Source organism: Halobellus sp. LT62 (assembly GCF_037031285.1).
Taxonomy (GTDB): Archaea; Halobacteriota; Halobacteria; order Halobacteriales; family Haloferacaceae; genus Haloquadratum; species Haloquadratum salinisoli.
In genome coordinates this window covers 203,992-229,317 of the sequence record NZ_JAYEZO010000002.1, presented here as the reverse complement: position 1 = coordinate 229,317, position 25,326 = coordinate 203,992, and the positions used below count along the sequence as shown (strand labels likewise).

At 63.4% G+C, this 25,326-nt stretch carries 27 protein-coding genes; 16 read left to right on the top strand and 11 right to left on the bottom strand.

Going from position 1 to position 25,326, the window contains the following annotated elements; genetic code table 11:
* Nucleotides 1-96: 96 nt before the first annotated feature.
* The gene (locus U5919_RS10435; RefSeq protein ID WP_336024145.1) at nucleotides 97-1,176 is read right to left on the bottom strand and encodes an ornithine cyclodeaminase family protein; all 1,080 of its coding nucleotides are present in this window, start codon (nucleotides 1,174-1,176) and stop codon (nucleotides 97-99) included.
* Between the two features lie 484 nt (nucleotides 1,177-1,660).
* Here U5919_RS10435 and U5919_RS10430 point away from each other — a divergent pair, with 484 nt between their 5' ends.
* The 3 genes from U5919_RS10430 to U5919_RS10420 are packed head-to-tail and all read left to right on the top strand — an operon-like array spanning nucleotide 1,661 to nucleotide 4,217.
* Entirely contained in the window at nucleotides 1,661-2,413 is a 753-nt protein-coding gene (locus U5919_RS10430; protein WP_336024143.1) for an IclR family transcriptional regulator, read from the top strand.
* 56 nt (nucleotides 2,414-2,469) lie between these two features.
* Entirely contained in the window at nucleotides 2,470-3,732 is a 1,263-nt protein-coding gene (locus U5919_RS10425) for a 3-isopropylmalate dehydratase large subunit (protein WP_336024141.1), read from the top strand.
* The gene (locus U5919_RS10420; RefSeq protein ID WP_336024139.1) at nucleotides 3,729-4,217 is read left to right on the top strand and encodes a LeuD/DmdB family oxidoreductase small subunit; all 489 of its coding nucleotides are present in this window, start codon (nucleotides 3,729-3,731) and stop codon (nucleotides 4,215-4,217) included. The genes U5919_RS10425 and U5919_RS10420 overlap by 4 nt, the downstream gene beginning before the upstream one ends.
* Nucleotides 4,218-4,439: 222 nt before the next feature.
* Here the strand turns inward: U5919_RS10420 and U5919_RS10415 are convergent, their stop codons facing one another.
* The 3 genes from U5919_RS10415 to U5919_RS10405 all read right to left on the bottom strand — a co-directional run bounded on the left by U5919_RS10415 (nucleotide 4,440) and on the right by U5919_RS10405 (nucleotide 6,590).
* Entirely contained in the window at nucleotides 4,440-4,655 is a 216-nt protein-coding gene (locus U5919_RS10415) for a hypothetical protein (protein WP_336024137.1), read from the bottom strand.
* A gap of 42 nt (nucleotides 4,656-4,697) precedes the next feature.
* Nucleotides 4,698-4,916, bottom strand: a complete 219-nt coding sequence (locus U5919_RS10410; protein ID WP_336024135.1) for a DUF7979 domain-containing protein — start codon at nucleotides 4,914-4,916, stop codon at nucleotides 4,698-4,700.
* 177 nt (nucleotides 4,917-5,093) lie between these two features.
* The gene (locus U5919_RS10405; RefSeq protein WP_336024134.1) at nucleotides 5,094-6,590 is read right to left on the bottom strand and encodes an aldehyde dehydrogenase family protein; all 1,497 of its coding nucleotides are present in this window, start codon (nucleotides 6,588-6,590) and stop codon (nucleotides 5,094-5,096) included.
* Nucleotides 6,591-6,854: 264 nt separating this feature from the next.
* Here U5919_RS10405 and U5919_RS10400 point away from each other — a divergent pair, with 264 nt between their 5' ends.
* The 7 genes from U5919_RS10400 (at nucleotide 6,855) to U5919_RS10370 (ending at nucleotide 13,850) form a co-directional block, all read left to right on the top strand.
* Nucleotides 6,855-7,643 carry an ABC transporter ATP-binding protein gene (locus tag U5919_RS10400; RefSeq protein WP_336024132.1) on the top strand — a complete coding sequence of 263 codons (789 nt, stop codon included), beginning with the start codon at nucleotides 6,855-6,857 and terminating at the stop codon, nucleotides 7,641-7,643.
* On the top strand, nucleotides 7,640-8,446 hold the full coding sequence (locus U5919_RS10395) for an ABC transporter permease (protein ID WP_336024131.1): 807 nt from the start codon (nucleotides 7,640-7,642) through the stop codon (nucleotides 8,444-8,446). The genes U5919_RS10400 and U5919_RS10395 overlap by 4 nt, the downstream gene beginning before the upstream one ends.
* 127 nt (nucleotides 8,447-8,573) lie before the next feature.
* Nucleotides 8,574-9,365, top strand: a complete 792-nt coding sequence (locus U5919_RS10390; protein ID WP_336024130.1) for an ABC transporter permease — start codon at nucleotides 8,574-8,576, stop codon at nucleotides 9,363-9,365.
* Between the two features lie 74 nt (nucleotides 9,366-9,439).
* Nucleotides 9,440-10,123, top strand: a complete 684-nt coding sequence (locus U5919_RS10385; RefSeq protein ID WP_336024129.1) for a cysteine hydrolase family protein — start codon at nucleotides 9,440-9,442, stop codon at nucleotides 10,121-10,123.
* 86 nt (nucleotides 10,124-10,209) lie between these two features.
* Complete coding sequence (locus tag U5919_RS10380; protein ID WP_336024128.1) at nucleotides 10,210-11,535, top strand: ABC transporter substrate-binding protein; 1,326 nt, start codon at nucleotides 10,210-10,212, stop codon at nucleotides 11,533-11,535.
* Between the two features lie 110 nt (nucleotides 11,536-11,645).
* Nucleotides 11,646-12,674, top strand: coding sequence for a dihydrodipicolinate synthase family protein (locus tag U5919_RS10375; RefSeq protein WP_336024127.1), 1,029 nt, complete (start codon nucleotides 11,646-11,648; stop codon nucleotides 12,672-12,674).
* 51 nt (nucleotides 12,675-12,725) lie between these two features.
* The gene (locus U5919_RS10370) at nucleotides 12,726-13,850 is read left to right on the top strand and encodes a zinc-binding dehydrogenase (protein ID WP_336024126.1); all 1,125 of its coding nucleotides are present in this window, start codon (nucleotides 12,726-12,728) and stop codon (nucleotides 13,848-13,850) included.
* Between the two features lie 443 nt (nucleotides 13,851-14,293).
* Here the strand turns inward: U5919_RS10370 and U5919_RS10365 are convergent, their stop codons facing one another.
* Nucleotides 14,294-15,601, bottom strand: coding sequence for an amidohydrolase (locus U5919_RS10365; protein ID WP_336024125.1), 1,308 nt, complete (start codon nucleotides 15,599-15,601; stop codon nucleotides 14,294-14,296).
* Between the two features lie 159 nt (nucleotides 15,602-15,760).
* On the opposite strand from U5919_RS10365, the gene eif1A reads away from it, so the two are divergent.
* The 3 genes from eif1A (at nucleotide 15,761) to U5919_RS10350 (ending at nucleotide 17,610) form a co-directional block, all read left to right on the top strand.
* Nucleotides 15,761-16,051 carry a translation initiation factor eIF-1A gene (gene eif1A, locus U5919_RS10360; RefSeq protein ID WP_049985645.1) on the top strand — a complete coding sequence of 97 codons (291 nt, stop codon included), beginning with the start codon at nucleotides 15,761-15,763 and terminating at the stop codon, nucleotides 16,049-16,051.
* Entirely contained in the window at nucleotides 16,048-16,977 is a 930-nt protein-coding gene (gene rio1, locus U5919_RS10355; RefSeq protein WP_336024123.1) for a serine/threonine-protein kinase Rio1, read from the top strand. The genes eif1A and rio1 overlap by 4 nt, the downstream gene beginning before the upstream one ends.
* A gap of 90 nt (nucleotides 16,978-17,067) precedes the next feature.
* Nucleotides 17,068-17,610: a KH domain-containing protein gene (locus U5919_RS10350; protein ID WP_336024121.1), complete on the top strand. Its 543-nt coding sequence runs from the start codon at nucleotides 17,068-17,070 to the stop codon at nucleotides 17,608-17,610.
* 21 nt (nucleotides 17,611-17,631) lie between these two features.
* On the opposite strand, the gene U5919_RS10345 is transcribed toward U5919_RS10350, so the two are convergent.
* Nucleotides 17,632-18,405 (bottom strand): DICT sensory domain-containing protein, encoded by a 774-nt coding sequence (locus U5919_RS10345; RefSeq protein WP_336024119.1) that lies wholly within the window; start codon nucleotides 18,403-18,405, stop codon nucleotides 17,632-17,634.
* A 202-nt stretch (nucleotides 18,406-18,607) separates the two neighbouring features.
* Between U5919_RS10345 and thsA the strand changes: the two genes are divergently transcribed.
* Nucleotides 18,608-20,260: a thermosome subunit alpha gene (gene thsA / locus U5919_RS10340; protein ID WP_336025561.1), complete on the top strand. Its 1,653-nt coding sequence runs from the start codon at nucleotides 18,608-18,610 to the stop codon at nucleotides 20,258-20,260.
* 303 nt (nucleotides 20,261-20,563) lie between these two features.
* On the opposite strand, the gene U5919_RS10335 is transcribed toward thsA, so the two are convergent.
* Both U5919_RS10335 and U5919_RS10330 read right to left on the bottom strand, forming a co-directional pair.
* Nucleotides 20,564-20,728, bottom strand: coding sequence for a DUF6757 family protein (locus tag U5919_RS10335; protein WP_175454563.1), 165 nt, complete (start codon nucleotides 20,726-20,728; stop codon nucleotides 20,564-20,566).
* A gap of 86 nt (nucleotides 20,729-20,814) precedes the next feature.
* Nucleotides 20,815-21,657, bottom strand: a complete 843-nt coding sequence (locus U5919_RS10330; protein ID WP_425604216.1) for a PHP domain-containing protein — start codon at nucleotides 21,655-21,657, stop codon at nucleotides 20,815-20,817.
* A 155-nt stretch (nucleotides 21,658-21,812) separates the two neighbouring features.
* Between U5919_RS10330 and U5919_RS10325 the strand changes: the two genes are divergently transcribed.
* On the top strand, nucleotides 21,813-22,097 hold the full coding sequence (locus U5919_RS10325) for a DUF5789 family protein (protein WP_336024117.1): 285 nt from the start codon (nucleotides 21,813-21,815) through the stop codon (nucleotides 22,095-22,097).
* 112 nt (nucleotides 22,098-22,209) lie between these two features.
* On the opposite strand, the gene U5919_RS10320 is transcribed toward U5919_RS10325, so the two are convergent.
* A complete protein-coding gene (locus U5919_RS10320; RefSeq protein WP_336024115.1) occupies nucleotides 22,210-23,202 on the bottom strand; it encodes a DUF5784 family protein in 993 nt (330 codons plus the stop codon).
* A gap of 130 nt (nucleotides 23,203-23,332) precedes the next feature.
* Here U5919_RS10320 and U5919_RS10315 point away from each other — a divergent pair, with 130 nt between their 5' ends.
* Nucleotides 23,333-23,506 (top strand): DUF5786 family protein, encoded by a 174-nt coding sequence (locus tag U5919_RS10315; protein WP_336024114.1) that lies wholly within the window; start codon nucleotides 23,333-23,335, stop codon nucleotides 23,504-23,506.
* A 13-nt stretch (nucleotides 23,507-23,519) separates the two neighbouring features.
* Here U5919_RS10315 and U5919_RS10310 read toward each other — a convergent pair whose 3' ends face one another.
* A complete protein-coding gene (locus U5919_RS10310) occupies nucleotides 23,520-24,251 on the bottom strand; it encodes a DUF7530 family protein (RefSeq protein ID WP_336024112.1) in 732 nt (243 codons plus the stop codon).
* The gene (locus tag U5919_RS10305; RefSeq protein WP_336024110.1) at nucleotides 24,251-25,312 is read right to left on the bottom strand and encodes an NAD(P)H-binding protein; all 1,062 of its coding nucleotides are present in this window, start codon (nucleotides 25,310-25,312) and stop codon (nucleotides 24,251-24,253) included. The genes U5919_RS10310 and U5919_RS10305 overlap by 1 nt, the downstream gene beginning before the upstream one ends.
* Nucleotides 25,313-25,326: the final 14 nt, after the last annotated feature.

The window sequence follows — 25,326 nt, the reverse complement described above, 5'->3', positions numbered from 1 at the left end:
GACACGTCGCTTTCGACACTGGACACGTCGCTTCCGACACCGGTCGCCGTTCGCCGCGCCGGTTTCAAGACAGGCGTGTTGGCTGTGTTTCATAGCTCACGGCGTCGTCGCTTCGAGCATCCAGTCAGTGGGGACCTCGTGGCCGATGTCGGCCTCTTCGGCGCGTTCGAGCACCCTGCTGCACACCGCGGCGAACTGAAGCCCCATTCCGGTGTTGTTCGCGTAGACCGTGATATCGTCGGGGGAGGAGCGCCCCTCCGCGTCACCGAGTAAGACCTCGCCGATCTCGCGGATCGATTCCCAGTCACGGAGGCCGCGTTCGACCGGTCCGAGGATGTCGAACTGGCTGTCGTGGTGGACCTGCTCTCGGGAAGTGACGTGGAGGACGTCCGCGCGATCGTACGTGGTGTCGTCGAGTTCCCGCCGCGTCGCCGTTCCGTCGGGGTTCGTGATGCACGTCACGTGCGTTCCCGGCTCGATCCACTCGCCGTCGAAGACCGGATCCATCGCGGCGGTCGCAGTGATCACGATACCACAGCCCTTCACCGCGTCCTTCTGGTGTTCGACCGGAACGATCTCGACGTCGGTCTTCTCGTTCCACTCCTCGGCGAAGTCTTCGCGGTGTTCTTTGGTGGGGCTGAACACGTTCACCTGTTCGATCGACGGACGCACTTCGAGCAGGAACTCGAGGTGCGCTTCGGCCTGCCAACCGGAACCGAACAGGCCGGCGGTGGTCACGTCCTCCCGTGCGAGTTCCCTGATGCCGAGCGCCGTGGTCGCGCCCACGCGCCACTTCTGCACGAAGCTGTCGTGAATGATTGCGAGCGGTTCGACGGTTTCGAGGCTGTAAAGGGTGATATACCCGACGAACTGGTCGTTGGGCGCGACGGGCAGCAGCCGCCGTCGCTTCACGCCGCTCGGGGTCTCGTCGACGCCCGCGACGTCGGACGTGATGCGGAGCGCCCAGACGCCGCTCGAAACGTTTCCACCCTCCTGAGACTTGAAGCGAAACTGGAATCCGGGGTGGTCGGGGTGGTCGACCGGGAAGTACGTGTGATTCCGTGGCCTGTTCGCGCCCTGGTTCTGGACGAGCTCCTTGTAGGCGATCTCGAGAGATTCGAGGGTGTCATCCTTTCTAATTACTTCTTTGACGTGATCGTTCTCTAGTATTCGCATCGGTGTTACCCAGTACGGAGGTCTCTCTCTTATTATAAAAAGGTTGTGTAGATATTTGAAAATCACCGCTCACTGCGCGTATCAGACTGGCCGTCCAACAGTGTCGATTATCGGGAGCAGGATCGAGGAGCCTCCGGATGAGACTCCCAGAGTGGAGAGTGCTGCAATGATCTCGATGTGCCAATCAGTCGCCGTGCGTTCCAGATTACGGAATCGTTCTTCCGTGTGGTTTGACACCAGCGGAAACGAGACGAATTGCGGAGATCTGTGTGCCGTTTGTTACAATATGTCACTCGACCGCTGCCAGCGCGACCTCACCTAATAACATACGTACATCTGTTATTTTTATGGTCCAGATTACGGAACGGAATTCTCCTGTCTGTCGGTTCCTACCGCGGTATTTCCCGAATTAGTCCGTGATAAGCTGTTTTCTCTCCCGGATAGCGGAACGTTTTTACCAACCCTCCACGTAAATGATGATAGAATGTCCGGCCAAATCAAGTCGTACAACACGATGGGCTCGATCATCCGGCTCATCGAGTCGGACCCGGGAATCACGCTCAGTGACATCGCGGGTTCGCTCGGGGTTTCGAAGAGCACGGTTCACCGCCACCTCACGACTCTGACAGAGCAGGGGTTCGTAACGAAGCAGGAAAACGGATACTGGCTCGGGCTCGGTCTGTTGGAACTCGGCGAGAAGGCCCGGTTACAACGTCCGATATACAAGGTCGCAAAGACGAAGCTCGACGAGACCGCGCGGGAGACGGGTGAAAACATCTGGTTATCCGTCGAGGAGAACGGAGAGATCGTGTACATCTACCGCGTCTCCGGGGAACACCACATCGAGACGTACGCGTCGATCGGATACCGGAGTAAACCGAACCTCCTCGCGGCCGGGAAAGTGATTTTGGCGTATATGGACGAAGTGCGAGCCGAGGAGATTATCTCGAGCCTGACGATGTCCGCACGCACCGAGCACACGATAACCGACGAAACCGAACTTCGAGAACAGCTCCAGTTCGCCCGTGAGGAGGGCGTCGCCTACAACTTCCAAGAGGCCGCCGAGGATATCAACGCGCTCGCGGCACCGATCTTCAAACCCACCGGCGGGATCTACGGCTCGGTCACGATCTTCGGCCCCGCAAACCGCCTGACCGAACAGAAGCTCAAGACCGAGTACAAAGATCTCACCCTGCAAGTCGCAGAGGAGATCAAACTGCGCGCACAGTACGGATAGATAATTTTTCCGCCACGTTGGGACACAGTTATATATGTGGAATCGAATTCCATTCTATGGGTAAGACAATAGCCGAGAAGATACTCGCACGAGCGTCGGGGTCCGATGACCTGTCCCCGGGGGATCACGTGATGTGTGACGTAGACGTCGCGATGTCCCACGACGGGACGGTCGCCGTCGCCGAGAAGTTCAGGAGCGAGGGCGTCGAAGAGATCTGGGACACGTCGAAACTCGTCACGATCATCGATCACATCGCCCCCGCACACGGGATCGACGACGCCAACGACAAGAGCTACATGCGGGAGTTCATCGACGAACACGACATCGAGACGTTCTACGAGGTCGGGACCGGGATCTCCCACGAGGTGTTGCCCGAGAAGGGCCACATTCGTCCGGGCGAACTCGTCGTCGGAATCGACTCGCACACGGTCACACACGGCGCGTACGGGGCCGCCGGAACCGGGATCGGCACGACCGATATGGCCTACATCTTCGCGACCGGCCAGACGTGGTTCCGCGTCCCCGAGACCGTCCGCTTCCACGTCGAAGGCGAGTTCCCCGAACCCACGTCCGCGAAGGACCTCGTCCTCTACATCGCGGGAACGTATGGGACCGGCGTGGCGCGCTACTGCTCGATCGAATACACGGGGCCGGCGGTCGAGTCGATGCCGCTCGACGAGCGGATGGTCCTCTCGAATATGGCGATCGAACTGGGCGGAAAGTTCGGGTTCACGCCAGTCGACGACGTCGTGACCGACTACGTCGACGAGCGGACCGACAAACCGTATACGCCCGTGTACGCCGACGACGACGCGGAGTACGAGGAGACGTACACGATCGACGTCTCCGATCTCAGACCGCAGATCGCCGCGCCGCACAAGGTCGGGAACGTCTCCCCGATCGACGACATCGGCGACGTCGAACTCGATCAGGTGTTCATCGGCTCCTGTACGGACGGGAAGTACGAAGATCTCAAGCGCGCCGCGGAGGTGCTCGAAGGCAATGAAGTCGCGCGGGGCACGCGACTCATCATCACGCCCGCATCGCGCGAGATCCACACGCGCGCGGTCAACAACGGGCTCGTCGAGATCTTCAACGACGCCGGCGCGGTCGTCACGAACTCGACGTGCGGCGCGTGTCCGGGCCGCGGACTGGGCGTCATCGGCGACGGCGAGGTCTGTCTCTCGGCGATGAACCGGAACTTCCGCGGGCGGATGGGAAGCGACGACGCCGAGATCTACCTCTCCAGCCCGCAGACGGCCGCCGCGTCCGCGATCGAAGGCCGTATCGTGGAGCCGAAAGAGGGGGTGGTCGCATGAAGGGAGCGGCGTTCGTTTTCGGCGACGAAATCAACACGGACTACATCGCGCCCGCCGGCTTTTCGGAGGACAACCTCGTCGAGAACCTCATGAAGCCGATCCGTCCCGGATTCCACGAGGAAATCGTTGACGGCGACATCATCGTCGCCGGCGACCACTTCGGCTCGGGGAGCAGCCGTGAAACCGCCCCGAAGGCGGTGCAGGAGGCCGGAATCGCGGCCGTCGTCGCGGAGTCGTTCTCGCGGCTCTACTACCGAAACTCGGTCAATATCGGACTTCCCGCACTGACGGTTCCAGACGCGACCGAGCACTTCTCCGAGGGAGACACGGTCAGCATCAGTATGGCGGACGGAACCGTCAAAAACGAGACGACCGGTGAGACCGTCGACTCCGAGCCGATCTCCCCGGAACTGCGACGAATCTACGACGCTGGCGGGTTGTTCGGGTACTACCACGAGCAGCAGGAAGCCGAAGCGGACGAGTAAGTTCAGCACAGAGGCACCCTACTTCGTCCGTTTCGGGTTCGACTGGTAGCACAACCCGTCCACGAAACAGTCCGGTTTCGTTCTGGCGTCGCGCCCGTGATTATCGGCTCAGCGTCCGTGAGAGAGCACGCCATTCAGCGTCCGTGAGAGAACACGCCGCTCAGCGCTCGCGAGCGGTTACGACACCGTCGCTCGTCGGTCGCGAGCTCGGAGTGAGACACCTCACTCGTAGATACCCAGCGTCAGAACCTGCATCACGTGTCCGCAGTCCGGACAGCTGCGCACGTTGATCGCTCCATAGGGGTTCGAGACCGTCTCGTATCCACTGTCGGCCTCGCTCGCGTGGTGGCCGCAGTTCCGACAGTGGTTCCGTTGCGGTTGTACGCCTAACAGCCGGTCGATCGCGCCGGAGAACGTCGGTAGCTTCGGTGACAACATCGTATCGTGTCCGTTGGTCCAATGGGTCGCGCGGTCTCGACGTTACGCCCGTTCGAGCAGGTAGTAGTCGGTGAACTTGACGACGTCACAGCAGTCCTCTCCGATATCGGCCGCCAACCCGCACGTCTCCTCGCGTTTTCGGAGCGATTTGACCGCTTCGGCGAACCGGTGCTTGCCCGTCTCCTCGAGCTCGTCGTAGTGACAGACGCGGGCACCGGACGGGACGGTGTCAACTTGTCTGACCGTGTGTTGAGTTGCCATAGCACGTAACCGAGTGAGTCATATACGTTCATCGTCTTTAATTTTCCGGACGGAGGAACGCGGTTACGGCGCGTGAGTCCCGGGCCGGCCGCTAACGACGTAGTCGTAGTCGCGACGGGCACAATCAGGGGAAACAAGAGGAGAACACAAAGCGGCATCCGGCCCACAGAGGGCCGCTCAGCGGTTCGGGAGGGTATCGCCTTCGAGCGAGAAGTTGACGTTCTTTTCTCGAGTGTAACAGAACAGCTCGTCGAGACCGCCGTGCTTTCCGAGCCCGCTCTCTTTGAACCCGCCGAACGGGGTCGCCGGATAGATCGTGCCGTGTTGGTTGACCCATACGTACCCGACCTCGAGGTCGTCGATCGTGCGTTTTGCGGTCCGGATGTCGTTCGTCCACACGCTGGCGGTCAGTCCGTAGTCGACGCCGTTCGCGAGAGAAATCATTTCGTCGTACTCGCTCCACCGCATAACCGACAGCACCGGGCCGAAGACCTCCTCGTTGGCGAGGACGTTCTCCGAGGAGACCTCGACGACCGTCGGTTCGACGTAGTAGCCGTCGGCGACGTCCGTCGCCGGGCCGCCGCCGCACAGGACGGTCCCGCCCTCGGCGACCCCCGTCTCGATCAGGTCGAGGACGCGCTCGTACTGCGTCTCGGAGACGAGAGAGCCCACCTCGCTGTCCGCGTCGAACGGGTCGCCGATGCGGGCGCTCTCGAACCGCTCGACTACGCCGGCGACGACCTCGTCGGCGAGCGATTCGTGCACGAGGAGACGCGACCCGCTCGCACAGGACTGTCCCTCCCACGGGAGACCCATCCCGGTAACGGTTCCCTCGATGGCCGCCTCAACGTCGGTGTCGGGGTAGACGATGACCGGGTTCTTCCCGCCCATCTCCCCGACGAGCGGTGTGAGATGCTGTGCGCCGCTCTCGAGGATGGCCTTGCCCGTCGCCGAGCTGCCGCGCATATGGTTCAGATCGATGTCGGGGTGTTGGACCAACGCCTCGCCGACGCTGGGGCCCCCGGTGACGATGTTGACAGCGCCGTCGGGGAACATCCCGCCCTCGTCGATGAGGTACGCGAGGTACAGCGTAGAGAGCGACGTGTATTCGGACGGCTTGAGGACGATCGTGTTGCCGGCGGTAAGCGCGGCCGCGATGTCCTTGGCGGCGAACATCAGCGGGTGGTTGAACGGGACGATATCGCCGATGACACCGTAGGGTTCCCGCTGCGTATAGTTGAACGTCTCTCCGGGCGTCGGGATCGTCTGCCCTTTGAGTTCGGTTGCGAGCCCGGCGTAATGGCGCGCCGAGCTCGAAGCGATCTGCGCGTCACGCTCGAACAGCGACCGACAGCTCCCGTTGTCTGCGACCTCGAGCCGGATGAGCTCCGCGTGGTGGTCTTCGATCGCGTCGGCGAACGCCTCGACGCGCCGCGCCTGCTCGAGGTGATCGAACGACTGCCACTCCGCCGCCGCCGCGTTAGCCGCCGCAACCGCGTCGTCGACGTCTGCAGCCGTCGCCACCGGGAGATCGGCGAGCGGTTCTCCCGTCGGCGGGTGGACCGTGGCGAGCGTCCCTCCGCCGTCGACGAACGAACCGTCGATGTACTGCTGTTCCACGATGGGGAGCCTGACCGTCTCGCCGGCGACTGTCGTAAGCGTGCTCTCTCGCATAATTTCTCATCACGGAGCCGCTACAAATAGTTACGCACGAGAGCCGCGTTTGTCGCCGGTCGGCCACCGGATCACACGCAGTCGTGCGACGCAACGCACGAAAGAGTCGGTCGACGCGACTGACGTTCGGAGACGGCCTCGCCGCCCTCACACGGGATAATTTTATGGTGTGAGAGCGAAAGGAACAGCTATGCTTTCGTATACCGCGTACCTTGCGAGCAATGAGTGCGACAGACAAATCCACGGTGGAACACTCGGGAACCAATGACCGCGCGTGTTGATATCTCGGGGTTGCGAAAGACGTACGGATCGCCGCCGCACACGGTCACGGCGATCGACAACTTCGATTTGCAAGTCCAAGACAACGAGTTCTACTGCCTTCTCGGTCCGAGCGGTTGTGGGAAATCGACTCTTCTCCGGGTGATCAGCGGATTCGTCGACTATGAGTCCGGAAGCGTCGAGATCCGCGACGATCGCGAGGCCGACAAACCGCTCACGAATATGGTGTTCCAAGAGTACGGGATCTTCCCGTGGAAGACCGTCATCGCCAACGTCGCGTTCGGCCTGAAGATGCGGGGAGTCGGAAAAGCGGAGCGAAACGAGATCGCCCGAGAGTACATCGAGAAAGTGAACCTCTCGGGCTTCGAGGATTCGTATCCCCACCAGCTCTCCGGCGGGATGAAACAGCGCGTCGGCATCGCCCGGGCCTTCGCGAACGATCCCGAGATACTCCTGATGGACGAGCCGTTCGGAGCCCTCGACGCCCAGACCAAAGAGCAGCTCCAAGAGGAACTGCTCGACATCTGGAACGCCGCCGAGACGACAGCGATCTACATCACCCACGACATCGACGAGGCGATCGTGCTCGGGGACCGAGTCGGGATTATGAGCGCACGCCCGGGAACCATCAAGACGACCATCGATATCGATCTCCCCCGACCCCGAACCAAAGCGGTCAGAGACAGCGACGCGTTCACTCGGTATCGAAACGAGGCGCGCGAGGTCTTGGGTGAGGAGGTAACGCGGGCGATGAAGGTGAATCAACAAAAATGAGCAGCGGTACGCTCGGATGGGTCCAAGTCGTGCGGCGGTTCTTCGACCGACGGCTCGACTCTCAGCTCGTCCTCAATGGGATCTCACCGCTGCTGCTCCTTCTCGGATGGGAGATCGGGGCGCGAACGGAGCTCATCGATACCCGGTTCTTCCCGGCCCCGTCGTCCATCCTCAGCGCGGGGTGGCGACTGCTGGCCGACGGGTCGCTGGTGCACCATACGCTCGTGAGCCTCGGACGGGTGCTTCCCGCGTTCATCGTCGCGAGCGCGCTCGCGGTGGTAGTCGGGCTGTTGATGGGGTGGTCGGACCGCCTCTACGCGATCATCGATCCGATCGTCAGCGCGCTGTACCCGTTGCCGAAGGTGGTGCTGCTCCCCGTCATCTTCCTCGTGTTCGGTCTCAACGACTTCTCTCGGATCCTCGCGCTCGGCTCGGCGATCTTCCTCCTCGTCGTGATAAACACCGTTGCGGGGGCCCGCGAGGTAGATCCGGTCTACATCGAGGCCGCCCACGACAACGGCGCGACCGGGTATGCCCTCATCCGAGAGGTGCTGCTCCCGGCGTCGCTCCCGCACATTTTCTCCGGACTCAGCCTGGGGATGGGCGTCGCCTTCATCCTCATCATCGTCGTCGAGATGGCCGCCGCCGACAGCGGTCTCGGGTACGTCATCTGGAACTCGTGGGAGCTCTTCACGATCGACCGGATGTACGTCGCGATCGCGGCGATCAACCTCCTCGGCGTCGTCTTCACGTACGGCATCGAGTGGACGGGGCGGTACCTCGTGCGGTGGCAAGACTTCTAAGGGTGTTCAAAATGAGAGACACGACAACACACATTCACGGCGGACGTACCGACCCACTCGCGCGAGGACGGCACTGTGAGAACCGACCGGGCCGTAGCCGCGGGCTCGGGAGCGCCACTCGATACCAATGAACGCGACGACAGTCTCGAAGACGCACCTCATCCGCGCCGGATCGGTGATCGGCATCCTCGTCGTCTGGCAGGTGCTGATCGGCGTGTTGCAGGTCATCCCGGCGTATCTCGTCCCCCCACCGACAGACGTACTCGACGCACTCGTGACGCTGCTGCAGACCAACGACTTCCTCGAGCATATCCGAATCACTGCGACGCGGGTCTTCTGGGCGTCACTCATCGCTAGTATCCCGGGGATCATCATCGGGCTCGCGATGGGGTGGAGCCGAACGATCAAGGCACTGATCTTCCCGATCGTCGGGGCGACGTATCCGCTCCCCAAGATCGCCCTGCTGCCGCTGTTAATGTTGGTCCTCGGTGTTGGCGAAGGAGCGTTCATCGGGACGGCTGCGCTCGCCTCGACCTTCTTGGTGATGTTCAACTCGATGCGGGGGGTCTCCGAAATCGGCGATCTCTACTTCGACGTCGCCAAGGACAACGGCGTCGACTCGCCGTACACCTACTTCACGGAGATCCTGCTGCCGGGAGCGCTCCCCATGATCTTCACCGGACTGCGCCTGACTCTGAACACGACGCTTCTCATCGTGATCTCGATCGAGTTCATCGCCGCCCGTCAGGGTCTGGGAGCGTTCATCTGGACCCGGTGGAGCACACTACAGACCGCACAGATGTACGCCGCTATCCTCGTCGTCAGCGTCGGTGGAATCTTCATCACGTACGGTCTGGCGTGGTTCGCGGACCACGCGATCCCGTGGAAACCCGCGGCGGGCGGCGTCTCGGCGGAGTGATCTGTGACGGCGTTTTTTGTTGGAAAGATACTATAACACGGTGGGTTTTTATCGGCGCACGGAGCACGAGAGGTATGGATTCGGAATCAGCACGATTCGACGAGGCGTACATCCCGGACCTCATCCCCGACTCGGATTTGGCGTACTTCGAGAAGGCGGGGTTCGGTGCTCGGATCGGATGGGGCGACGCCGTCGCCATCGTGGCCGTTGATTTCACCCGCCAGTTCAGCGAGGACGGTTGGCCGCTCGGCCGGTCCGATACGGCCGACCCGGCCATCGAAGCCACCGCGGGGTTACTCGCCGCAGCGAGAGAACACGGCGTTCCGCGCATCCACGTCAAAGGGCTCGAACGTCGGGACCGCTTGGAGGGCACGGAGACAACGCAGCTATCGAAGTCCACGGCCCCGTTCGACCCCGATGAGGGGAACGAGATCCGACCGGCGGTCGCGCCGGGCGAGGGCGACATCGTCCTCCGGAAACCCGGACGGAGCGCGTTCTTCGGGACACGCCTCGACGCGCTCCTCCGGCGCTACGGTATCGATACGCTGATCGTCACCGGACTCGTGACGAGCGGTTGCATCCGCGGCACCGTGGTCGACGGGTTCGAGCGAGGCTATCGGGTCATCGTCCCGCCCGAGTGCGTGGCCGACCGCGGGACCGTCTCTCACGAGGTCACGCTGTTCGATCTCGATATGAAGTACGCCGACGTGACACCGGTAAGCGAGGTCGAAGATCGGCTCGCCGCCTACGCTCCGTAAGTGCGTGTACCCGTCCCTCACAGGAGAAGTTCTCTCCAGTCACATAAATAGAAAAATATATACGCTGTTATAGTAACTCACACAGTGTGCGAGAAAATACCATGCGGGATAGTCAGGGGTACAGTAGCAACTCACCGACAGGTGGGTCCTCGACGTCGACGGGGCGGTTTACGAACCGGCGAAAGTTCTTGGCGGCCGGTGCCGCAACGCTCGCCGGGGCATTAGCCGGCTGTTCGAGCGGGGGCGACAGTGGGGGAGGAGACAGCGGCGACTCGTCGAGCGGGGGCACGGAAACGAGCGGGCCGACGACGACATCGAACCCAGCGAACGGATCGATGGAATCCGTCCGGATGTCGTTCGTTCCGGCCTCGGCGACCGCGCCCATCTGGGTCGCCAGAGAGCAAGGGTACTTCGAGGAACGGGGGATCGAGCTCGAGTTGGCGACCTCTATCGCCGCATCGAGGGTGACAACCCAACTGGCGACCGGTCAACTCGACATTTCGATCGGCGCTGTCGGGGCCAGCACGTTCAACGCGATCAGCGACGACATTCCCATCAGCCTCGTCGCCGACGAGGCGAGTTCGACGCCCGGACTACCAGTCGGGAACCGGTACTACATCAGGAGTGACCTCCACGAAGACGGGATGTCGTTGGCGGACGTCGAAACGCCGGTGACGATCGCGCTGAACACCACGGCGTCGGTCAGCGAATACATGCTGGCCCGGTCGATCGCGGTCAACGACAACCTCTCGTGGGACAACATCAACGTCGAGACGATGCCGTTCCCACAGATGATCTCCGCGATCGATTCGGGCGCGATCGATATCGCCCAGATCATCGATCCCCTCGGACCGCTGATGGAGGAGCGAACGGACGCCGAGTTCATCGAGTACTCGAACCAATCGGCACCGAACGTGCAGATCGCGGGGATCACGATCGGTGGCCCCTTCGAGAATCAGCGCCGAGGTGTCGCTCGTAGGTGGCTCGAAGCGTATATCGAGGGAATTCGGACGTACTACGACTTGGGTGGCCTCGCGAGCGACGACGTCGCACCGCTCGTCGCCGAGGCGCTCGACAATCCAGAGTCCTCCATCCGGACCGCCGTCCCCTACTTCCACAACAAGAACGGGCGCTTGTGGACTGACGACATACTGGCTCACCAGGAGTTCCTTGCGTGTCAGGGGTACATCGAAGAGACCGTGCCGGCGGAGGAGATCTTCGCGACCGATCTCTTGGAGGAGGCGCTCGATAACATCGGCCGGGTTCCGGAGTCCGAAGAACGGGTCGGCGAGGACGTCTTCGCGGAGTGGCAGGAGCGTTCCCCCGCCGACTGGCCCGACTTCACCGGTCACACGTCTCCGTCGGAGTTCCCGGTCGACGAGGTGTGCAACAGTCCCCTCAGTGGAAACTAACCTCGGCGGCGTACAGAAACGTCGAATACCGGCTAAACAACCGGTATGGAACCTCTCGCAGCCAGACCGTATCTTTATGTGGTGCCGACGAGACTGAGACGTGTACACGAATGCCATATCGAGGTCGATCCACGTACGATAAGTTGTACAACGCGCTGATCACACCGTTCGAGGCGGGATCGTTCGAGGTGGACTACGAGGCCTACGAGGCCTTCCTGCAGTATCACCTCTCGAATGAGACCTTCCTCGAACACGGCGGTCTCGTCGTCAACCCGGAGGCGGGCGAGGTGTTCTATATGACCGACGACGAGTACGAAGAGACGACGCAGTTCGCCCTCGACGTAATCGACGACGCGGTACCGACGTTCGTGGGCGTCTTCGGGTTGCGCCGTGATGAGGTACTCGAACGGGCGGAATCGGTCGAAGCGTGGGGGGCAGACGGGATCTTCCTCCTGCCGCCGATGGGAAGCCTCGAAGTGATCACCGCCGGGGGATCACAGGCGTATCCCGAAGTGTGGGTCGACCACGTCAGGTCGGTCGCTGACGTCGCCGACCTCCCGATTATCGTCCACCCCACCGCGCCGCTATCGGCCGAGTACGGCGCGGGGCTACCGCGCGAGCCCACAACAGCGGTACTGCGTGAAGTGGAGAACGTCGTCGGGTGGAAGATGACGTACAACGCCGAGGGATACGACGAGATCGCCAAGGCGATTCGCGAGCTCGACCCGGAGGTGAACGTGATGTGCGCCTCGGGCAGTTACTACCACGAGATGCTCGATTCCGGTGCTTTCGACGGGAGTATCTCCGGCTCTCTCAACTACGCGTTGGAGCCGATGCTGGAGCACTATCTGGCTTGGAAGCGCGGCGACGTCGCCGAGGCGACAGAGATCTGGGAGGGTGGCCTCCGCGACCTCCACGAGTACATCTACGCCGAGAACAAGACGCGTCTCCACCCGCGCTACAAGGTGGCCACGTGGCTTCGCGGCTTCATCTCTCACCCGTATATGCGCCCCCCGATGCCCGCACCGTCGGCCGAAGAGGTCGAACGGATCGACGAGTTACTCCGGAACACCGGCCTCGAGACGATCGACACTGCCGAGCGCGAGCGGGTGATGAACAACCCCGTTCGGACTCTCTGAGATGCCCGATCAGCAGCCGAATTCGACCACCCAGACAGCATTAGATCACCTATGAAATCGACCGCAGCCGTCCTGATGGGACCGCTAGAGTCCGGGGACTTCGCGACAGAGCGGCCCGTACGAACCGCAGAGATAGACGTCGAAGCGCCGACCGGAACCGAGGTACTGATCGAGATCGGAGCCGCCAGTCTCTGTCACAGCGACATCTCGATGAGTCGCGGCCACCACGACAAGCAGTACCCGTTCGTGATGGGCCACGAGGGAGCAGGTTATGTCCAAGCCGTCGGCGACGACGTCACCACCGTCGAAGTCGGCCAACAGGTCGTGCTCGGACGGATGTCCTGCGGGCGGTGTGAGTACTGCCGTATCGGACGCTCGAACCTCTGTGAGCGCCGGGTGCAAGCGCGTAAAGCGGGGACACTCCGGACGGGGGCCCGTCGCTTTCGGCTCGACGGATCTCCGATCTACCACTGTCACGGCGTGTCCTCGTTCAGCGAGTACACTATCGTCACCGAGGAGGTCGCGATCCCGGTCACCGACGAGATCCCCATCAGACACGCGTCGCTTTTGGGATGCGGGGTCTTCACCGGTGCCGGCGCGGTGATGAACACCGCGGACATCGAACCCGGGGCGGACATCGCCATTTTCGGGTGCGGTGGCGTCGGGCTCTCCGCGATTCAAGCGGCGGACGTTCGGGGTGCAGGGCGGGTCATCGCGGTGGATCTCGTCGACGAAAAGCTCGATCTCGCCGCGGATCTCGGGGCGACGCACACCGTGAATTCCGGCGTCGCCGACCCCGTCGAACAGATACGTGACATCGTGGACGACGGGGTCGATTACGCGTTCGAGATCGTGGGGAACGTCGGCGTCGCCGAGCAGGCGATCGAGTCGCTCGCTCCGCTCGGAACGGCCGTTCTCGTCGGAGCGCCGCCGCGAGGCACGAAGGAGACGGAGTTGAATTACTTCGACGTCGTGCTCGGCGAGCGGTCGATCGTCGGCTCGTTCAACGGATCGTACGACCTCCCGACGGCCATCCCCAAACTCGCCGAGATGGTGGCACGAGGTCGGTTCGATCTCGATCCCCTCATCAGCGGTGAACGGACCCTCGACGAGGTCAACGAGGCGCTTTCGGAACTGGATTCGGGGTCGGGCATCAGACAGCTCATTATCCCCTGAGTGGGCGGACGGCTCGCACGTCGCGAGCGCGTGACCCCACCACCGGCGTGAGCGGAAACACGATCGGATGTAGCTCATCCCATCGATAAGTATAGAAGTTGATAGCTTTAAGTAAGAATATATTTTTTGTTATGTATTTTTATACAATATTAACCAGTTTATCGGCTATATTCCGATTCTTTATCCTTTTTAGAATTTCACGTTAATCTTATATTTGTTATTTGTCTAAATATTTTTCTAGTGATTTTGGAGATACGCAGCGTTCGACACGGGGGGAGTTCGTCAGTGATCGCGTACTCCGTACCGACCCCATACATTCGAGAGAACGTGGATTGGACTCTACCGGAGAATAGCTGCTCGCGACAGGATCGACCAGCGGCGTACGGCCGCGGCGCAGACGAGAAGAGAGCTACCGACCGGAACGAGTCTCCGACGTCGCGTTCTCACTCAGCGCGGGCGACGAGATCGACCGCGCGCCGGCGCGCCACCTCGACAATCTCCCGCTCGTCGAGCGTCTTGAGTTCGCGATCACGCATCAGGACTTGGCCGTCGCAGACCGTGTGTCGGACGTCGGAGCCGCGGACGGCGTACGCGAGGTGGCTCACGAGGTCGTGCGCCGGAGCGAGGTGGGGCGCATCGAGGTCGACGATCGCGAGGTCCGCGGCTCCGCCGACTTCGACCCGTCCGCCCGGCAGCGACAGCGCCCGCGCGCCGCCCTCGGTCGCCATCCGGACTGCTGCCTCGGCGGGCACCGCCGACGCGTCGTCAGCGCCGAGCTTCCCGATCATCGCGGCGTCTCGCAGCTCGTCGAAGAGGTCGAGGTCGTTGTTCGAGGCCGCGCCGTCGGTGCCGAGGCCGACAGTCACGCCCGCGTCGAGCAACTTCTGCACGGGCGCGATTCCCGACGCGAGCTTCATATTCGACGCCGGGCAGTGGACGACCGCCGTGCCGCGCTCGGCGAGGAGGTCGATCTCGCTGTCGTCGACGTGGACCCCGTGCGCGAGGAAGTCGGCGTCGGAGAGCACTCCGAGGTCGTCCGCGTACGCGAGCGGCCGCACGCCGCGTTCCTCGACGATCGGGTCGACTTCGTCGGCGGTCTCGTTCGCGTGCGTGTGGATCGGAATTCCGTCCTCGCGAGCCGCAGCGATGGCCTCGCGGAACAGGGACTCATCGACGGTCGTCAGTGAGTGCGGCATCACGGCCGTCCGGACCCGGCCGTCGGCTGCGCCGTCGTACTCGCGGGCCACGTCGAGGCTCTCTTCGACGTCCGCGCGGGCGTCGGCCTCGTCCTTGCCGACGGTGACGACGCCGTGGCCGACGCGGGCGCGCATCCCCGCCTCGTCGACGGCCTCGACGACCTCTGGCACGTGGAAGTACATATCCGCGAACGTCGTCGTCCCCGAGCGGATCATCTCGACGAGTCCCAACTCGGTCCCGGCGCGGACGTCCTCGGCGGTGAGTTCGGCCTCCGCGGGCCAGATGTCCTCCCGCAGCCACGCGTCGAGCGGTTTGTCGTCGGCGTAGCCGCGGAGCAGCGTCATCGCGACGTGCGTGTGCGCGTTCACGAGCCCGGGAATCACGAGTCCGCCCGAGGCGTCGAGCGTCTCGCTGACATCGTATTCGGTCGACAGCCCTGATTCGACGGCCTCGATCCGCCCAGCATCGCGATCGATGAGCACGTCCGCTTCGGTGACACTCGCGTCCGGGTGCAACACCCGACCGCCGGAGACGAGAAGCCTATCAGTTGCCATACCGGCCGCTACCGACGGTGGGCCTATGAGACTGTCGTCTGTCGGTCTCGGCTGCGCACCGTCCCCAGACGAATTCGCCGCGAGTGACGAAATTCGCCTCCAAAGCCGATTTCGTCGACTCTCGCAGAACTTAAACCGGGGCGCGACGAACGCCCGCGTATGAGCGACGACGAGAACGGAGGGCGGCGGGACCTCCGGATGCCCGACGACGACGAGGTGTTCGCCGTCGTCACGAATATGCTCGGAGCGAACCGCGTGAAAGTCCGGTGCGCCGACGGCGTCGAGCGCACCGCGCGTATCCCCGGTCGAATGCAAAAGCGGATCTGGATCCGCGAGGACGACGTGGTGCTCGTCGAACCGTGGGACTGGCAGGACGAGAAGGGCGATATCACCTGGCGCTACGAGAAGTCCGAGGCCGACCAGCTCCGCGAGGAAGGACACATTCAGTGACAGACTCCGACGACTACGGTTTTTTAGCTCCCGACGAGGCTGACGCCCCGGGCGACGAGTGGGAAGAGATCGACGTTTCCGACACCGAAGCCGACAGAATCGCCCGTCGACGGGACCGCGAGTTCGACGAGTTCCGCAAGCGGTTGAAGGACGCCGACCAGTTCAAAGTCGAGCAGTCGGTCTTCGACGACGCCACGTTCGCCGCGATCTACAAACTCGTCCAAGACGGCCACATCGATGCGTTCGGCGGGCCGATCTCGACCGGTAAGGAGGCGAACGTCTACGAGGCGCTCGGCAGCGACGACGGAGCGGAGCGCGATGTCGCCGTGAAGATCTACCGGATCAACGCCTCGAACTTCCGGCAGATGCGGGAGTATCTCGAGGGCGACCCGCGATTCGAGGGGATCGGCAACGACAAGAAACAGGTCGTGCTCGCGTGGACCCAAAAGGAGTTCGCGAACCTCGAACGCGCCCGACAGGCGGGCGTTCGCGTTCCGCGGCCGATCGCCGTCGAGCGCAACGTCCTCGTGATGGAGCTCGTCGGACTCGTCGAAGAGCGAGCGCGAAGGCTCGCCGAGGTCGACGTCGAGAATCCCGAGACAGCCTACGAAGTCGTCTCGGAGTATATGCGTCGACTCCACGCTGCGGGGCTCGTCCACGGCGACCTCTCCGAATACAATATGATCATCCACGACGGCGAACTCGTCGTGATCGACCTCGGGCAGGCGGTGACCGTCCACCACCCGAACGCCGGAGAGTTCCTCCGCCGAGACTGCCGCAACGTGGCCGCCTTTTTCGGCCGGCAGGGCCTCGACGTGAGCGAGGACGAACTGTACGAGTTTGTCACCGCGGTCGAGGCGGATCCGAGCGGGGACCCCGAGGCACCGAGCGATCTCGACGACCGCGGTGACGACGGCCGGACCTGACGACGATGGGCTGAGCGGAGTCCGGAGAGCACGCACCGCGAACCGATCGACGAACAAACTCTTAAACGGCTCCACCGGGTATTCGGCCGTATGAAACACGTAACGATCCCCCAAGACCGCATCGGCGTCCTCATCGGCGAGGGGGGTGAGACGATGCGCGAGATCGAAAGTCGCGCCGAAGTCCGTCTCGACATCGATTCCGAGAGCGGGTCGGTCGCCATCGACGACGTCGGCGACCCCGTCAGCGGGATGGTCGCCCCCGACATCGTCCGCGCGATCGGTCGAGGCTTCACGCCCGAATCCGCACTGTCGCTGCTGGACGGGGAGCTCCGGACGTTCGAACTCGTCGACCTCGAATCACACACCCGAAACAAGAACGACCTCAAGCGACAGAAAGGTCGGCTCATCGGCGAGAACGGCCGGACGAGAGAGCTGATGGAGGAACTCACGGGCGCGGAAGTCGTGATCAAGGGCACGACACTCGGCGTCATCGGCCAGCCCGAGGAGGTCGAGGCGGTCCGACGCGCCGTCGGGATGATTCTCGACGGTGCGCCGCACGGTGCGGTGTACTCCTTCCTCGAACGGAAGCACAACGAACTCACGCAGGGGTTCGACGTGCGTCAGTCCGGGTAGCGCTCGGTCCGATCGCAGCCGCTACTCCGCGCCGTATTCCGTCGAGAGATACCCCGAGACTTTTCGCGCGGCGTCGATGTCGATCAGCCAGATACCGTCCCATTCGACGTCGTCGTCGGTGACGGCGATGAGCGCCGCGCCGGTCTCGTCGGAAACCGGCGGGGGTGAGAAGACGACGAACCAGCCGCGGCGGATCTCCTCGACGTCGTCGTTGTGGACGGTGACCGGATGAGAGGCGAGCGCGTCGGCCTCGCCGATACCGTAGATGTGAACGTCGAGGTCGGTGTCCGCGAGTTTCTCGTAGGCGCGCTGAGTGCCCCGCTCGTCGACAATGCGCGAGAGTCGCTGAAATCCGGTGTGGAGCTCACCGTCGCCGTGACGGAGCGCCAGCGACTCGATGTACCGGGAGATTTCGATGAGGAGGAGCTTTCCCTTCGTGCCGGCCGGATACCCGCGAACGCGGAATCTGGTTCCCTCGAGATCGCGGATCACCGCGGGCGTCTCCACGTCTTCGAGCGGACGCGACCCGGTGATGTAGAGGTCCGAATTGACCGCGAGAACCGCGTCGCGGACGTCGCGAAACTCCGATTGGGAAACCACGGTGCCGTCGCGGCGGAGTTGGATGACGTCCGAATCCGAGAGCACGCGAGCGACCTCCGAGACGGCCACCGGCTGCTCGTCGAAGAGCGAGTTCAGCATCCGGGCGACCATCGGGGGCTGTTCGCCGTTGACGATCGATAGGGAGGCGTCCGCGCTCCCGTCGGCGAACTCGTCGATGAACTCCCGGAGTACCATCGCCCGGTACACTGTCGGTCGACGTAATAGAACTTTACACAACGGACAGTGAACGGGATATATAAATAGCATATATGTTAGATGTTAACACCCACTATCGAGCGTATGGAGCCACTTCCGATGCCGGTAGCGACGCGTTTATATAGAAGCACAAACAATCATCGGAGCGAATATGTCTCAGCGAATGCAGCAGGGTCAGCCGATGATCATTCTGGGCGAAGACTCCCAGCGCACACAGGGTAAAGACGCGCAGTCGATGAATATCTCGGCGGGCAAAGCGGTCGCCGAATCCGTACGGACCACGCTCGGTCCGAAAGGAATGGACAAGATGCTCGTCGACTCCACGGGCAACGTCGTCGTCACGAACGACGGCGTCACGATCCTCAAGGAGATGGACATCGATCATCCCGCGGCGAACATGATCGTCGAAGTCTCCGAGACGCAGGAGGACGAGGTCGGCGACGGCACCACGACCGCCGTCGTCGTCGCCGGTGAACTCCTCGATCAGGCCGAGGAGCTCATCGAGCAGGACGTCCACGCGACCACCATCGCGCAGGGGTACCGCCAAGCCGCCGAGAAGGCCAAGGAGATCCTCGAGGAGAACGCCATCGAAGTCGGCGAGGACGACCGCGAGACCCTCGTCAAGATCGCCGAGACGGCGATGACCGGCAAGGGTGCGGAGTCCTCGAAGGACCTGCTCGCCGAACTCGTCGTCGACGCCGTGCTGGCCGTCGCCGACGACGACGGCATCGACATCGACAACGTCTCCGTCGAGAAGGTCGTCGGCGGCTCGATCGACAACTCCGAGCTCGTCGAGGGCGTCATCGTCGACAAGGAACGCGTCCACGAGAACATGCCCTTCGGCGTCGAGGACGCCAACGTCGCGCTGTTCGACGGGGCCCTCGAAGTTCGCGAGACCGAGATCGACGCGGAAGTCAACGTCACCGACCCCGACCAGCTCCAGCAGTTCCTCGACCAAGAGGAAGAGCAGCTGAAGGAAATGGTCGATCAGCTCGTCGACGTCGGTGCCGACGTCGTCTTCGTCGGTGACGGCATCGACGACATGGCCCAGCACTACCTCGCGAAGGAGGGTATCCTCGCGGTTCGCCGCGCGAAGTCCTCCGACCTGAAGCGCCTCGCCCGCGCGACCGGCGGCAACGTCGTCGGCTCGCTCGACGACATCGAGGCCGACGACCTCGGCTTCGCCGGCTCCGTCGCCCAGAAGGACATCGGCGGCGACGAGCGCATCTTCGTCGAGGACGTCGAGGATGCGAAGTCCGTCACGCTCATCCTCCGCGGCGGCACCGAGCACGTCGTCGACGAGCTCGAACGCGCCATCGACGACTCCCTCGGCGTCGTGCGCACGACGCTCGAAGACGGGCAGGTCCTGCCCGGCGGCGGCGCGAGCGAGACCGAACTGTCGATGGAGCTCGGCGAGTTCGCCAGCTCCGTCGGCGGCCGCGAGCAGCTCGCGATCGAGGCGTTCACCGAGGCGCTCGACATCATCCCGCGCACCCTCGCGGAGAACGCCGGTCTCGACCCCATCGAGTCGCTCGTCAACCTCCGCAAGGAGCACTCCGACGGCGACACCTCCGCGGGTCTGGACGCCTACACCGGCGACATCGTGAACATGGAGGACGACGGCGTCGTCGAACCCCTCCGCGTCAAGACGCAGGCCATCGAGTCCGCCACCGAGGCGGCCGTGATGATCCTCCGCATCGACGACGTCATCGCCGCGGGCGACCTCAAGGGCGGCGGCAGCGACGACGGCGGCGACGAGGGCGGCGCGCCCGGCGGTGCACCCGGCGGTATGGGTGGCATGGGCGGAATGGGCGGTATGGGCGGCGCAATGTGAAAGCGGTCTGAACACGCCACCACACCCCCAACGTCACGCCTCGAACCGCGCGCCGAACGCCAGCGACGATCCGAATTTTTTGTGCGGCCGAAGGAAGTCGAACAGCGCTCGCTAGCGACGTCGCTAGTAATTTGTGTCTCGGCGGCGAACGGACACCGATGGGAGATCAGGCCTGTTACCGTGAGTTCTGCCCGGACTGCGACGCGTCTGTCACGATACTCGATGAAGCGTGTCCGGAGTGCGGACGGTCATTGCGAGACGAGCGGTAGTACCCGAAGCGTGCGAACGACTCGTTCGGGGGGGCTACTCCGTCCGGTCGATATCGATCTGCTCGCGAATCGCCGCCAACTCCTCAGAATCAGCTAACGCCTCGACCTGCGTCCGGAAGTGTCGCTCACAGAGGCCGACTTTGATACCGTCTTTCTCCGCAGCGTACGCCGCGTCCCGGTCGCAGTAGTGGCACTTCATACACGCTTCGTACGTTCCCACCGGGGTTTAAGTCTACGCTCGCGGCTATCTGCTCCGAGAACCAGCGGCGCGTTCAGGCGGGGCGGTCAGACGCCCGACAGACGCGAGGCGATCGGATCGAACGCCGACGGCGGCGGTCCCGCGAGCCCGAGGGCCCGATCGTGCGCATCCGATCCGCCGGTCAGCAGCAGGTCCGCCTCGTCGGCGACGGCATCCACCAAGGCGCGGTCTTCCGCGTCGGCGCTGGCCCCGCTGTACGGATAGAACCGTTCGACTGCGTCGAGTTCACGGGCGCGATCGAGCGCCGACTCGGGGTCGCCGTAGCGGAACGGGTGCGCCAGCGCGACGACGGCACAGGAGTCGCGGAGGGCCCGCACGCCCGCAGAGAACGAGGGGACATAGCGCTCGACGTAGCAGGGACAGCCGGTGCCGATCAGTTCCTCGAACGCCGAATCGAAGTCGTACGGGGCATCGCTCGCCTCGATCGCGCGGGCGATGTTCGGCCGCCCGATACCATCTTCCAGCTCGATGTCGAGATCGACGTCGAGGCGCGCTTCGACGCGTTCGACGATTTCCGCCCCGCGCGTCTTGCGGTTCTCTTGGATGCGCCTCGTTACCGCGTCGATCCCGTCGGTCGCTTCCAACCCGTATCCGAGGAGATCGAGTCGCTGATCGCCGGCGTCGACCCGGAGCTCGATGCCCCGAACGACGGTCACGTCGTCGATCGTCTGCACCGGCGCGTCCAGCTCGGGATGGACGCGATCGTGGTCCGTGACGGCGACGACGTCGACACCGCCCGTCCGGGCCGCCACCGGGAGTTCGGAAACCGTAAGGATCCCGTCCGAAGCGGTGGTATGGACGTGGAGATCGGCCGCTGGCGCGTCGTGCACGGCGGCGTCGACGCCGTCGCTGTCGCGTTCCCGAGTCACGGTACTACGTCGGCCACGGCGTCTCAAAGCCCTTGCGACCGTGCGAACGGTTCTCGTGTCACACTTCAGCAATTAATGATCATTAAAGAATTAAGCCACTCAATATATCATCATATAAAACCATTAAGAATGTCGAGCACAGAGAATCGGATGCAATGCGCTTGAACCACACTGGCGAACTCATCGACGCTCACGAGTTCCCCGCGACGACAGAGGAACTCATCGAGGCGTACGGCGACCGGACTATCGAACTCCCCAACGGGACCGCCCGCCTCGGAGACGTACTCGCCCGTGCGGGCTCGGAAACCTACGTCACAGCCGACGACGCGCAGTCGGCGTTGTTCTGCGGTCTCGGCCACGAGGCCATCGGTCGGCGGTACTACAGCGATCGCGACGCCTACGCGATGGGCGAAAGCGGTCCAGAGCAGGTCTCGTTCTGAGAGACGTCGCGGGATTTTTTCGCGATCCATCGGTATTGCGACTCCGATACCGGGAGCGCAAGCGACACTGGAGCCGGCGTGAGCGATTTCTAGAGCCGAACGCGAGCGATCGCTAGAACGGGAGCGTGAGCGGGACGCTTCCTTTCGTGTACCCCTCGACGTGACCGTCGGGTCGAAGCCGGAAGACGACCGCCGGACGGTGATAGACCTCGGGCCGCTCGGCGATGACGGACTGCCACTCGTCGTCGGGGAACGACGAGCAGTCGACGAAGAGGACGACGCCGCCGCCGTGTTCCTCCAACTGGCCGTCGGACTTCGTCGCCGCCGTGTCGCGGACGGCGGCGACCGGGGTGCCAGCCCGTCGCTTCCCCATCGGTGTCGGGCGCGTCACCTCGACGAGAACGGCCTCGCTGTCCGGCTCCTCCGCGCGGTAGTCGATCGCATGACCGGTCGAAACCTCGATTTCCGGCGTGATCTCGTAGCCCGCCTCGACCAGCAGGTGCCCGGCGTTGAACTCGCCCATCGCGGCGGTCATCCGCGTGAGATCGAGGTACTCGGAGGTCCCGAGTTTGCCGGCCATCACCTCGCGCCACGGATCGAGGACCCGAGTGCGGAGGAACGTCTCGTAGAACTCCAAGGCCTCCTCGCGGGTGGCGTCGGGGAACCCGGCCGCGTGTTCGTCGAAGAACTGCCGCGTCGTCTCGCGACCGTCCTTCGAGAGAAAGACCGGGAGGAAGAACCACGAGAGGTGCGGGTACGGTTCGAGCCACGGGGTCTCCTCGTGGAGTTGCGCGGTGAGTTCCCGCGTCGCCCACCGCGAAACGTCGTTGGGGACAGCGTCGAAGCTGTACTTGTCCGTGCGCCAGAGCGCCTCCGGCGTCTCGGTGTTGCCGAGCCAGTAGGCCTCCTCGTCGTTCCACAGGAACAGCGCGATATCGCCGTTGTCCATCTCGAAGCGCTCGCCTCGATATCGGTCGGGCTGTTTGAACCACGGACGGCGACGGATCGCGCCGAGATTGCGGTCTAAGTCGCGATAGATCTGACCGACCACCCGGTCTTCGGTCCAGCGACCGGGTGCGTGTCGAAAGCGGATCGGACGTGCCACACGTGTCAGTTGCGCGCCCCTCGGTTTATACTGTCGGACGGGAGGCGTCGTTCCGTCCGACGATCGCGAATATCACCGGTGAAAACGGCGATACATATATGTGGGTACCACTCACACGGTATGGTGTACCATGTCGATGGGCGCATACGACGACGACGAACACGAGCGTCGTGAGCGGAAGAACGGGACAGTCGATACGGACTTTTCGGACGACCGAACGGTGTATCGAGGGTCCATCGAATACGACTCCGGCGACTCGACGGAGGCGCTCCTCGATCAGTTCAAGCGGATGCAAGGCGAGTAACGGTTTCGCAATCCTATCGGTCCGATTCGACTGTGAGCGTCGCCATCGCCGCCAACGAGACGGCAGTCACCGCGACCACGTGACCGGCCACGGCGACGAGAAGGACCGGACGGTCGAAGAGGAACGGGACCAACGCGATCTGCGTCAGGCCGAAAACGACGTTGAGCGCGTCCAACCGTCGGAGCCGACGGACCGTCTCGGCATCGAAGGCGTACCGCCACGACCGCCACAGCGCCACGACAGCCGCCCACCACGAGGTGCCGATGCGGTAACAGAGGTCCCAGAGGATCAGAAGCATCAGAAATACCGCCGGAACCGGCGGCTCGGAGCCGAACAGCGCTTCGAGAAGCGGGACGTCGGCAACGCGGGGGTCGAACACGAACAGGTGCGTGACGAATCCGACGAAGGCGACGACGCCGAGGACGGTCTCGATGCTCGATCCGAACAGGAGTCGGCGGTACGGTTCCGGGAGATCGAGCCGACGCGTCCCTCGACCGAACTGCCGCATCACCCCGCTCCCGGCGGCCGCGACCCCCACCGCGACGGTTCCCGGTATCACGGCCGACCAGAGGCCGTAGCGCCACGCGAGGACGAGGACACCCGTCTCGAAGAGCAGGAATTGGACCGCGATCGCCTGTCCGTCCGAGAGGTCGAGTCCGGGAATCGCTCCGACGATGCTCTCATAGACCCACGTGTCACCGTACAGTTCGATATCGGACTCATAGCGGGGGTGCGATCGAGACATCAGCGCTCGGTACCGGGATCGGGGTTCGTCTGTCGATCCGACTCCCCGCCGGCGGTAGTGTCGGCGGACGGTATCCGGTGGGCGGTCGTTCCATCAGCCCCGTCACTAGCGCCGTCGGATTCGTCGCTAGCGCTGTTAGATTTGTCGCCAGCGCCGTCGGATTCCCCACTGTTGTCGTCGCTCCAGTACCCGAGCGCTCGACGGACGGCCTCGTCGAACGGTGTGCGGTCGACGTCGATCAGCGACTCGATTCGGTGATCGCGCACCACGACCGGATTTTTCAGCCCCTCGATCAGCGGTCGGGCGACCGTCGCCGGGACGTCGGTGACGAACCCGATCCACAGCGACGAGAGCGTCGGCGAGAGGATCGGGATCGGGACGATTACCGGCTCGCGGCCGCGAATGCGACCAACGTGGGTCAGGATCTCACGGTACGTTAGCACGTCCGGGCCGCCGATCTCGTAGGTCTCGCCCGCCGTCTCCGGGACATCGAGAACGCCGACGAGGTACGCGATGGCGTCGTCGACGAAGACGGGCTGACAGGGCGTCTCGACCCACTGCGGCGTCACCATCACCGGCAGTCGCGACGCCAACTGCACGATCATCTCGAAACTCGCCGAGCCCGCGCCGAGCAGAATCGCCGCCCGCAGGGTCGTGAGCGCGTAGGATCCCTCCGCGAGAACGCGCTCGACCTCGCGCCGCGAGCGGAGGTGCTCCGAGAGGCGGTCGCGGTCCTCTCCGAGCCCACCGAGATAGATCACGCGTCCAATGCCGTGTTCGTCGGCCGCAGTGGAGAAGTTCTTCGCCGCGCGTCTGTCCCGTTCCTCGAAACCGGGCCCCGAACGCATCGAGTGGACGAGGTAGTACGCGACGTCGACATCCAAGGCGTCATCGAAGCTGCCGGCTTCGAGGAGGTCGCCCTCAACGACGCGAACGGACGGGTACGGGTCGTATCGACTCGCGTCGCGGACGAGCGCCGTCACGTCGTGTCCGGCCGCGAGGAGCGCGGGAACGAGTCGCTTCCCGACGAAGCCGGTCGCACCGGTCACGAGAACTCTCATACGAAAGGGTTGGG

Coding starts and splice junctions, on each gene's coding strand:
- U5919_RS10435 (WP_336024145.1), bottom strand. CDS start 1,176: ATGCGAATACTAGAGAACGATCACGTCAAAGAAGTAATTAGAAAGGAT.
- U5919_RS10430 (WP_336024143.1), top strand. CDS start 1,661: ATGTCCGGCCAAATCAAGTCGTACAACACGATGGGCTCGATCATCCGG.
- U5919_RS10425 (WP_336024141.1), top strand. CDS start 2,470: ATGGGTAAGACAATAGCCGAGAAGATACTCGCACGAGCGTCGGGGTCC.
- U5919_RS10420 (WP_336024139.1), top strand. CDS start 3,729: ATGAAGGGAGCGGCGTTCGTTTTCGGCGACGAAATCAACACGGACTAC.
- U5919_RS10415 (WP_336024137.1), bottom strand. CDS start 4,655: ATGTTGTCACCGAAGCTACCGACGTTCTCCGGCGCGATCGACCGGCTG.
- U5919_RS10410 (WP_336024135.1), bottom strand. CDS start 4,916: ATGGCAACTCAACACACGGTCAGACAAGTTGACACCGTCCCGTCCGGT.
- U5919_RS10405 (WP_336024134.1), bottom strand. CDS start 6,590: ATGCGAGAGAGCACGCTTACGACAGTCGCCGGCGAGACGGTCAGGCTC.
- U5919_RS10400 (WP_336024132.1), top strand. CDS start 6,855: ATGACCGCGCGTGTTGATATCTCGGGGTTGCGAAAGACGTACGGATCG.
- U5919_RS10395 (WP_336024131.1), top strand. CDS start 7,640: ATGAGCAGCGGTACGCTCGGATGGGTCCAAGTCGTGCGGCGGTTCTTC.
- U5919_RS10390 (WP_336024130.1), top strand. CDS start 8,574: ATGAACGCGACGACAGTCTCGAAGACGCACCTCATCCGCGCCGGATCG.
- U5919_RS10385 (WP_336024129.1), top strand. CDS start 9,440: ATGGATTCGGAATCAGCACGATTCGACGAGGCGTACATCCCGGACCTC.
- U5919_RS10375 (WP_336024127.1), top strand. CDS start 11,646: ATGCCATATCGAGGTCGATCCACGTACGATAAGTTGTACAACGCGCTG.
- U5919_RS10370 (WP_336024126.1), top strand. CDS start 12,726: ATGAAATCGACCGCAGCCGTCCTGATGGGACCGCTAGAGTCCGGGGAC.
- U5919_RS10365 (WP_336024125.1), bottom strand. CDS start 15,601: ATGGCAACTGATAGGCTTCTCGTCTCCGGCGGTCGGGTGTTGCACCCG.
- eif1A (WP_049985645.1), top strand. CDS start 15,761: ATGAGCGACGACGAGAACGGAGGGCGGCGGGACCTCCGGATGCCCGAC.
- U5919_RS10350 (WP_336024121.1), top strand. CDS start 17,068: ATGAAACACGTAACGATCCCCCAAGACCGCATCGGCGTCCTCATCGGC.
- U5919_RS10345 (WP_336024119.1), bottom strand. CDS start 18,405: ATGGTACTCCGGGAGTTCATCGACGAGTTCGCCGACGGGAGCGCGGAC.
- thsA (WP_336025561.1), top strand. CDS start 18,608: ATGATCATTCTGGGCGAAGACTCCCAGCGCACACAGGGTAAAGACGCG.
- U5919_RS10335 (WP_175454563.1), bottom strand. CDS start 20,728: ATGAAGTGCCACTACTGCGACCGGGACGCGGCGTACGCTGCGGAGAAA.
- U5919_RS10325 (WP_336024117.1), top strand. CDS start 21,813: ATGCGCTTGAACCACACTGGCGAACTCATCGACGCTCACGAGTTCCCC.
- U5919_RS10315 (WP_336024114.1), top strand. CDS start 23,333: ATGTCGATGGGCGCATACGACGACGACGAACACGAGCGTCGTGAGCGG.
- U5919_RS10310 (WP_336024112.1), bottom strand. CDS start 24,251: ATGTCTCGATCGCACCCCCGCTATGAGTCCGATATCGAACTGTACGGT.
- U5919_RS10305 (WP_336024110.1), bottom strand. CDS start 25,312: ATGAGAGTTCTCGTGACCGGTGCGACCGGCTTCGTCGGGAAGCGACTC.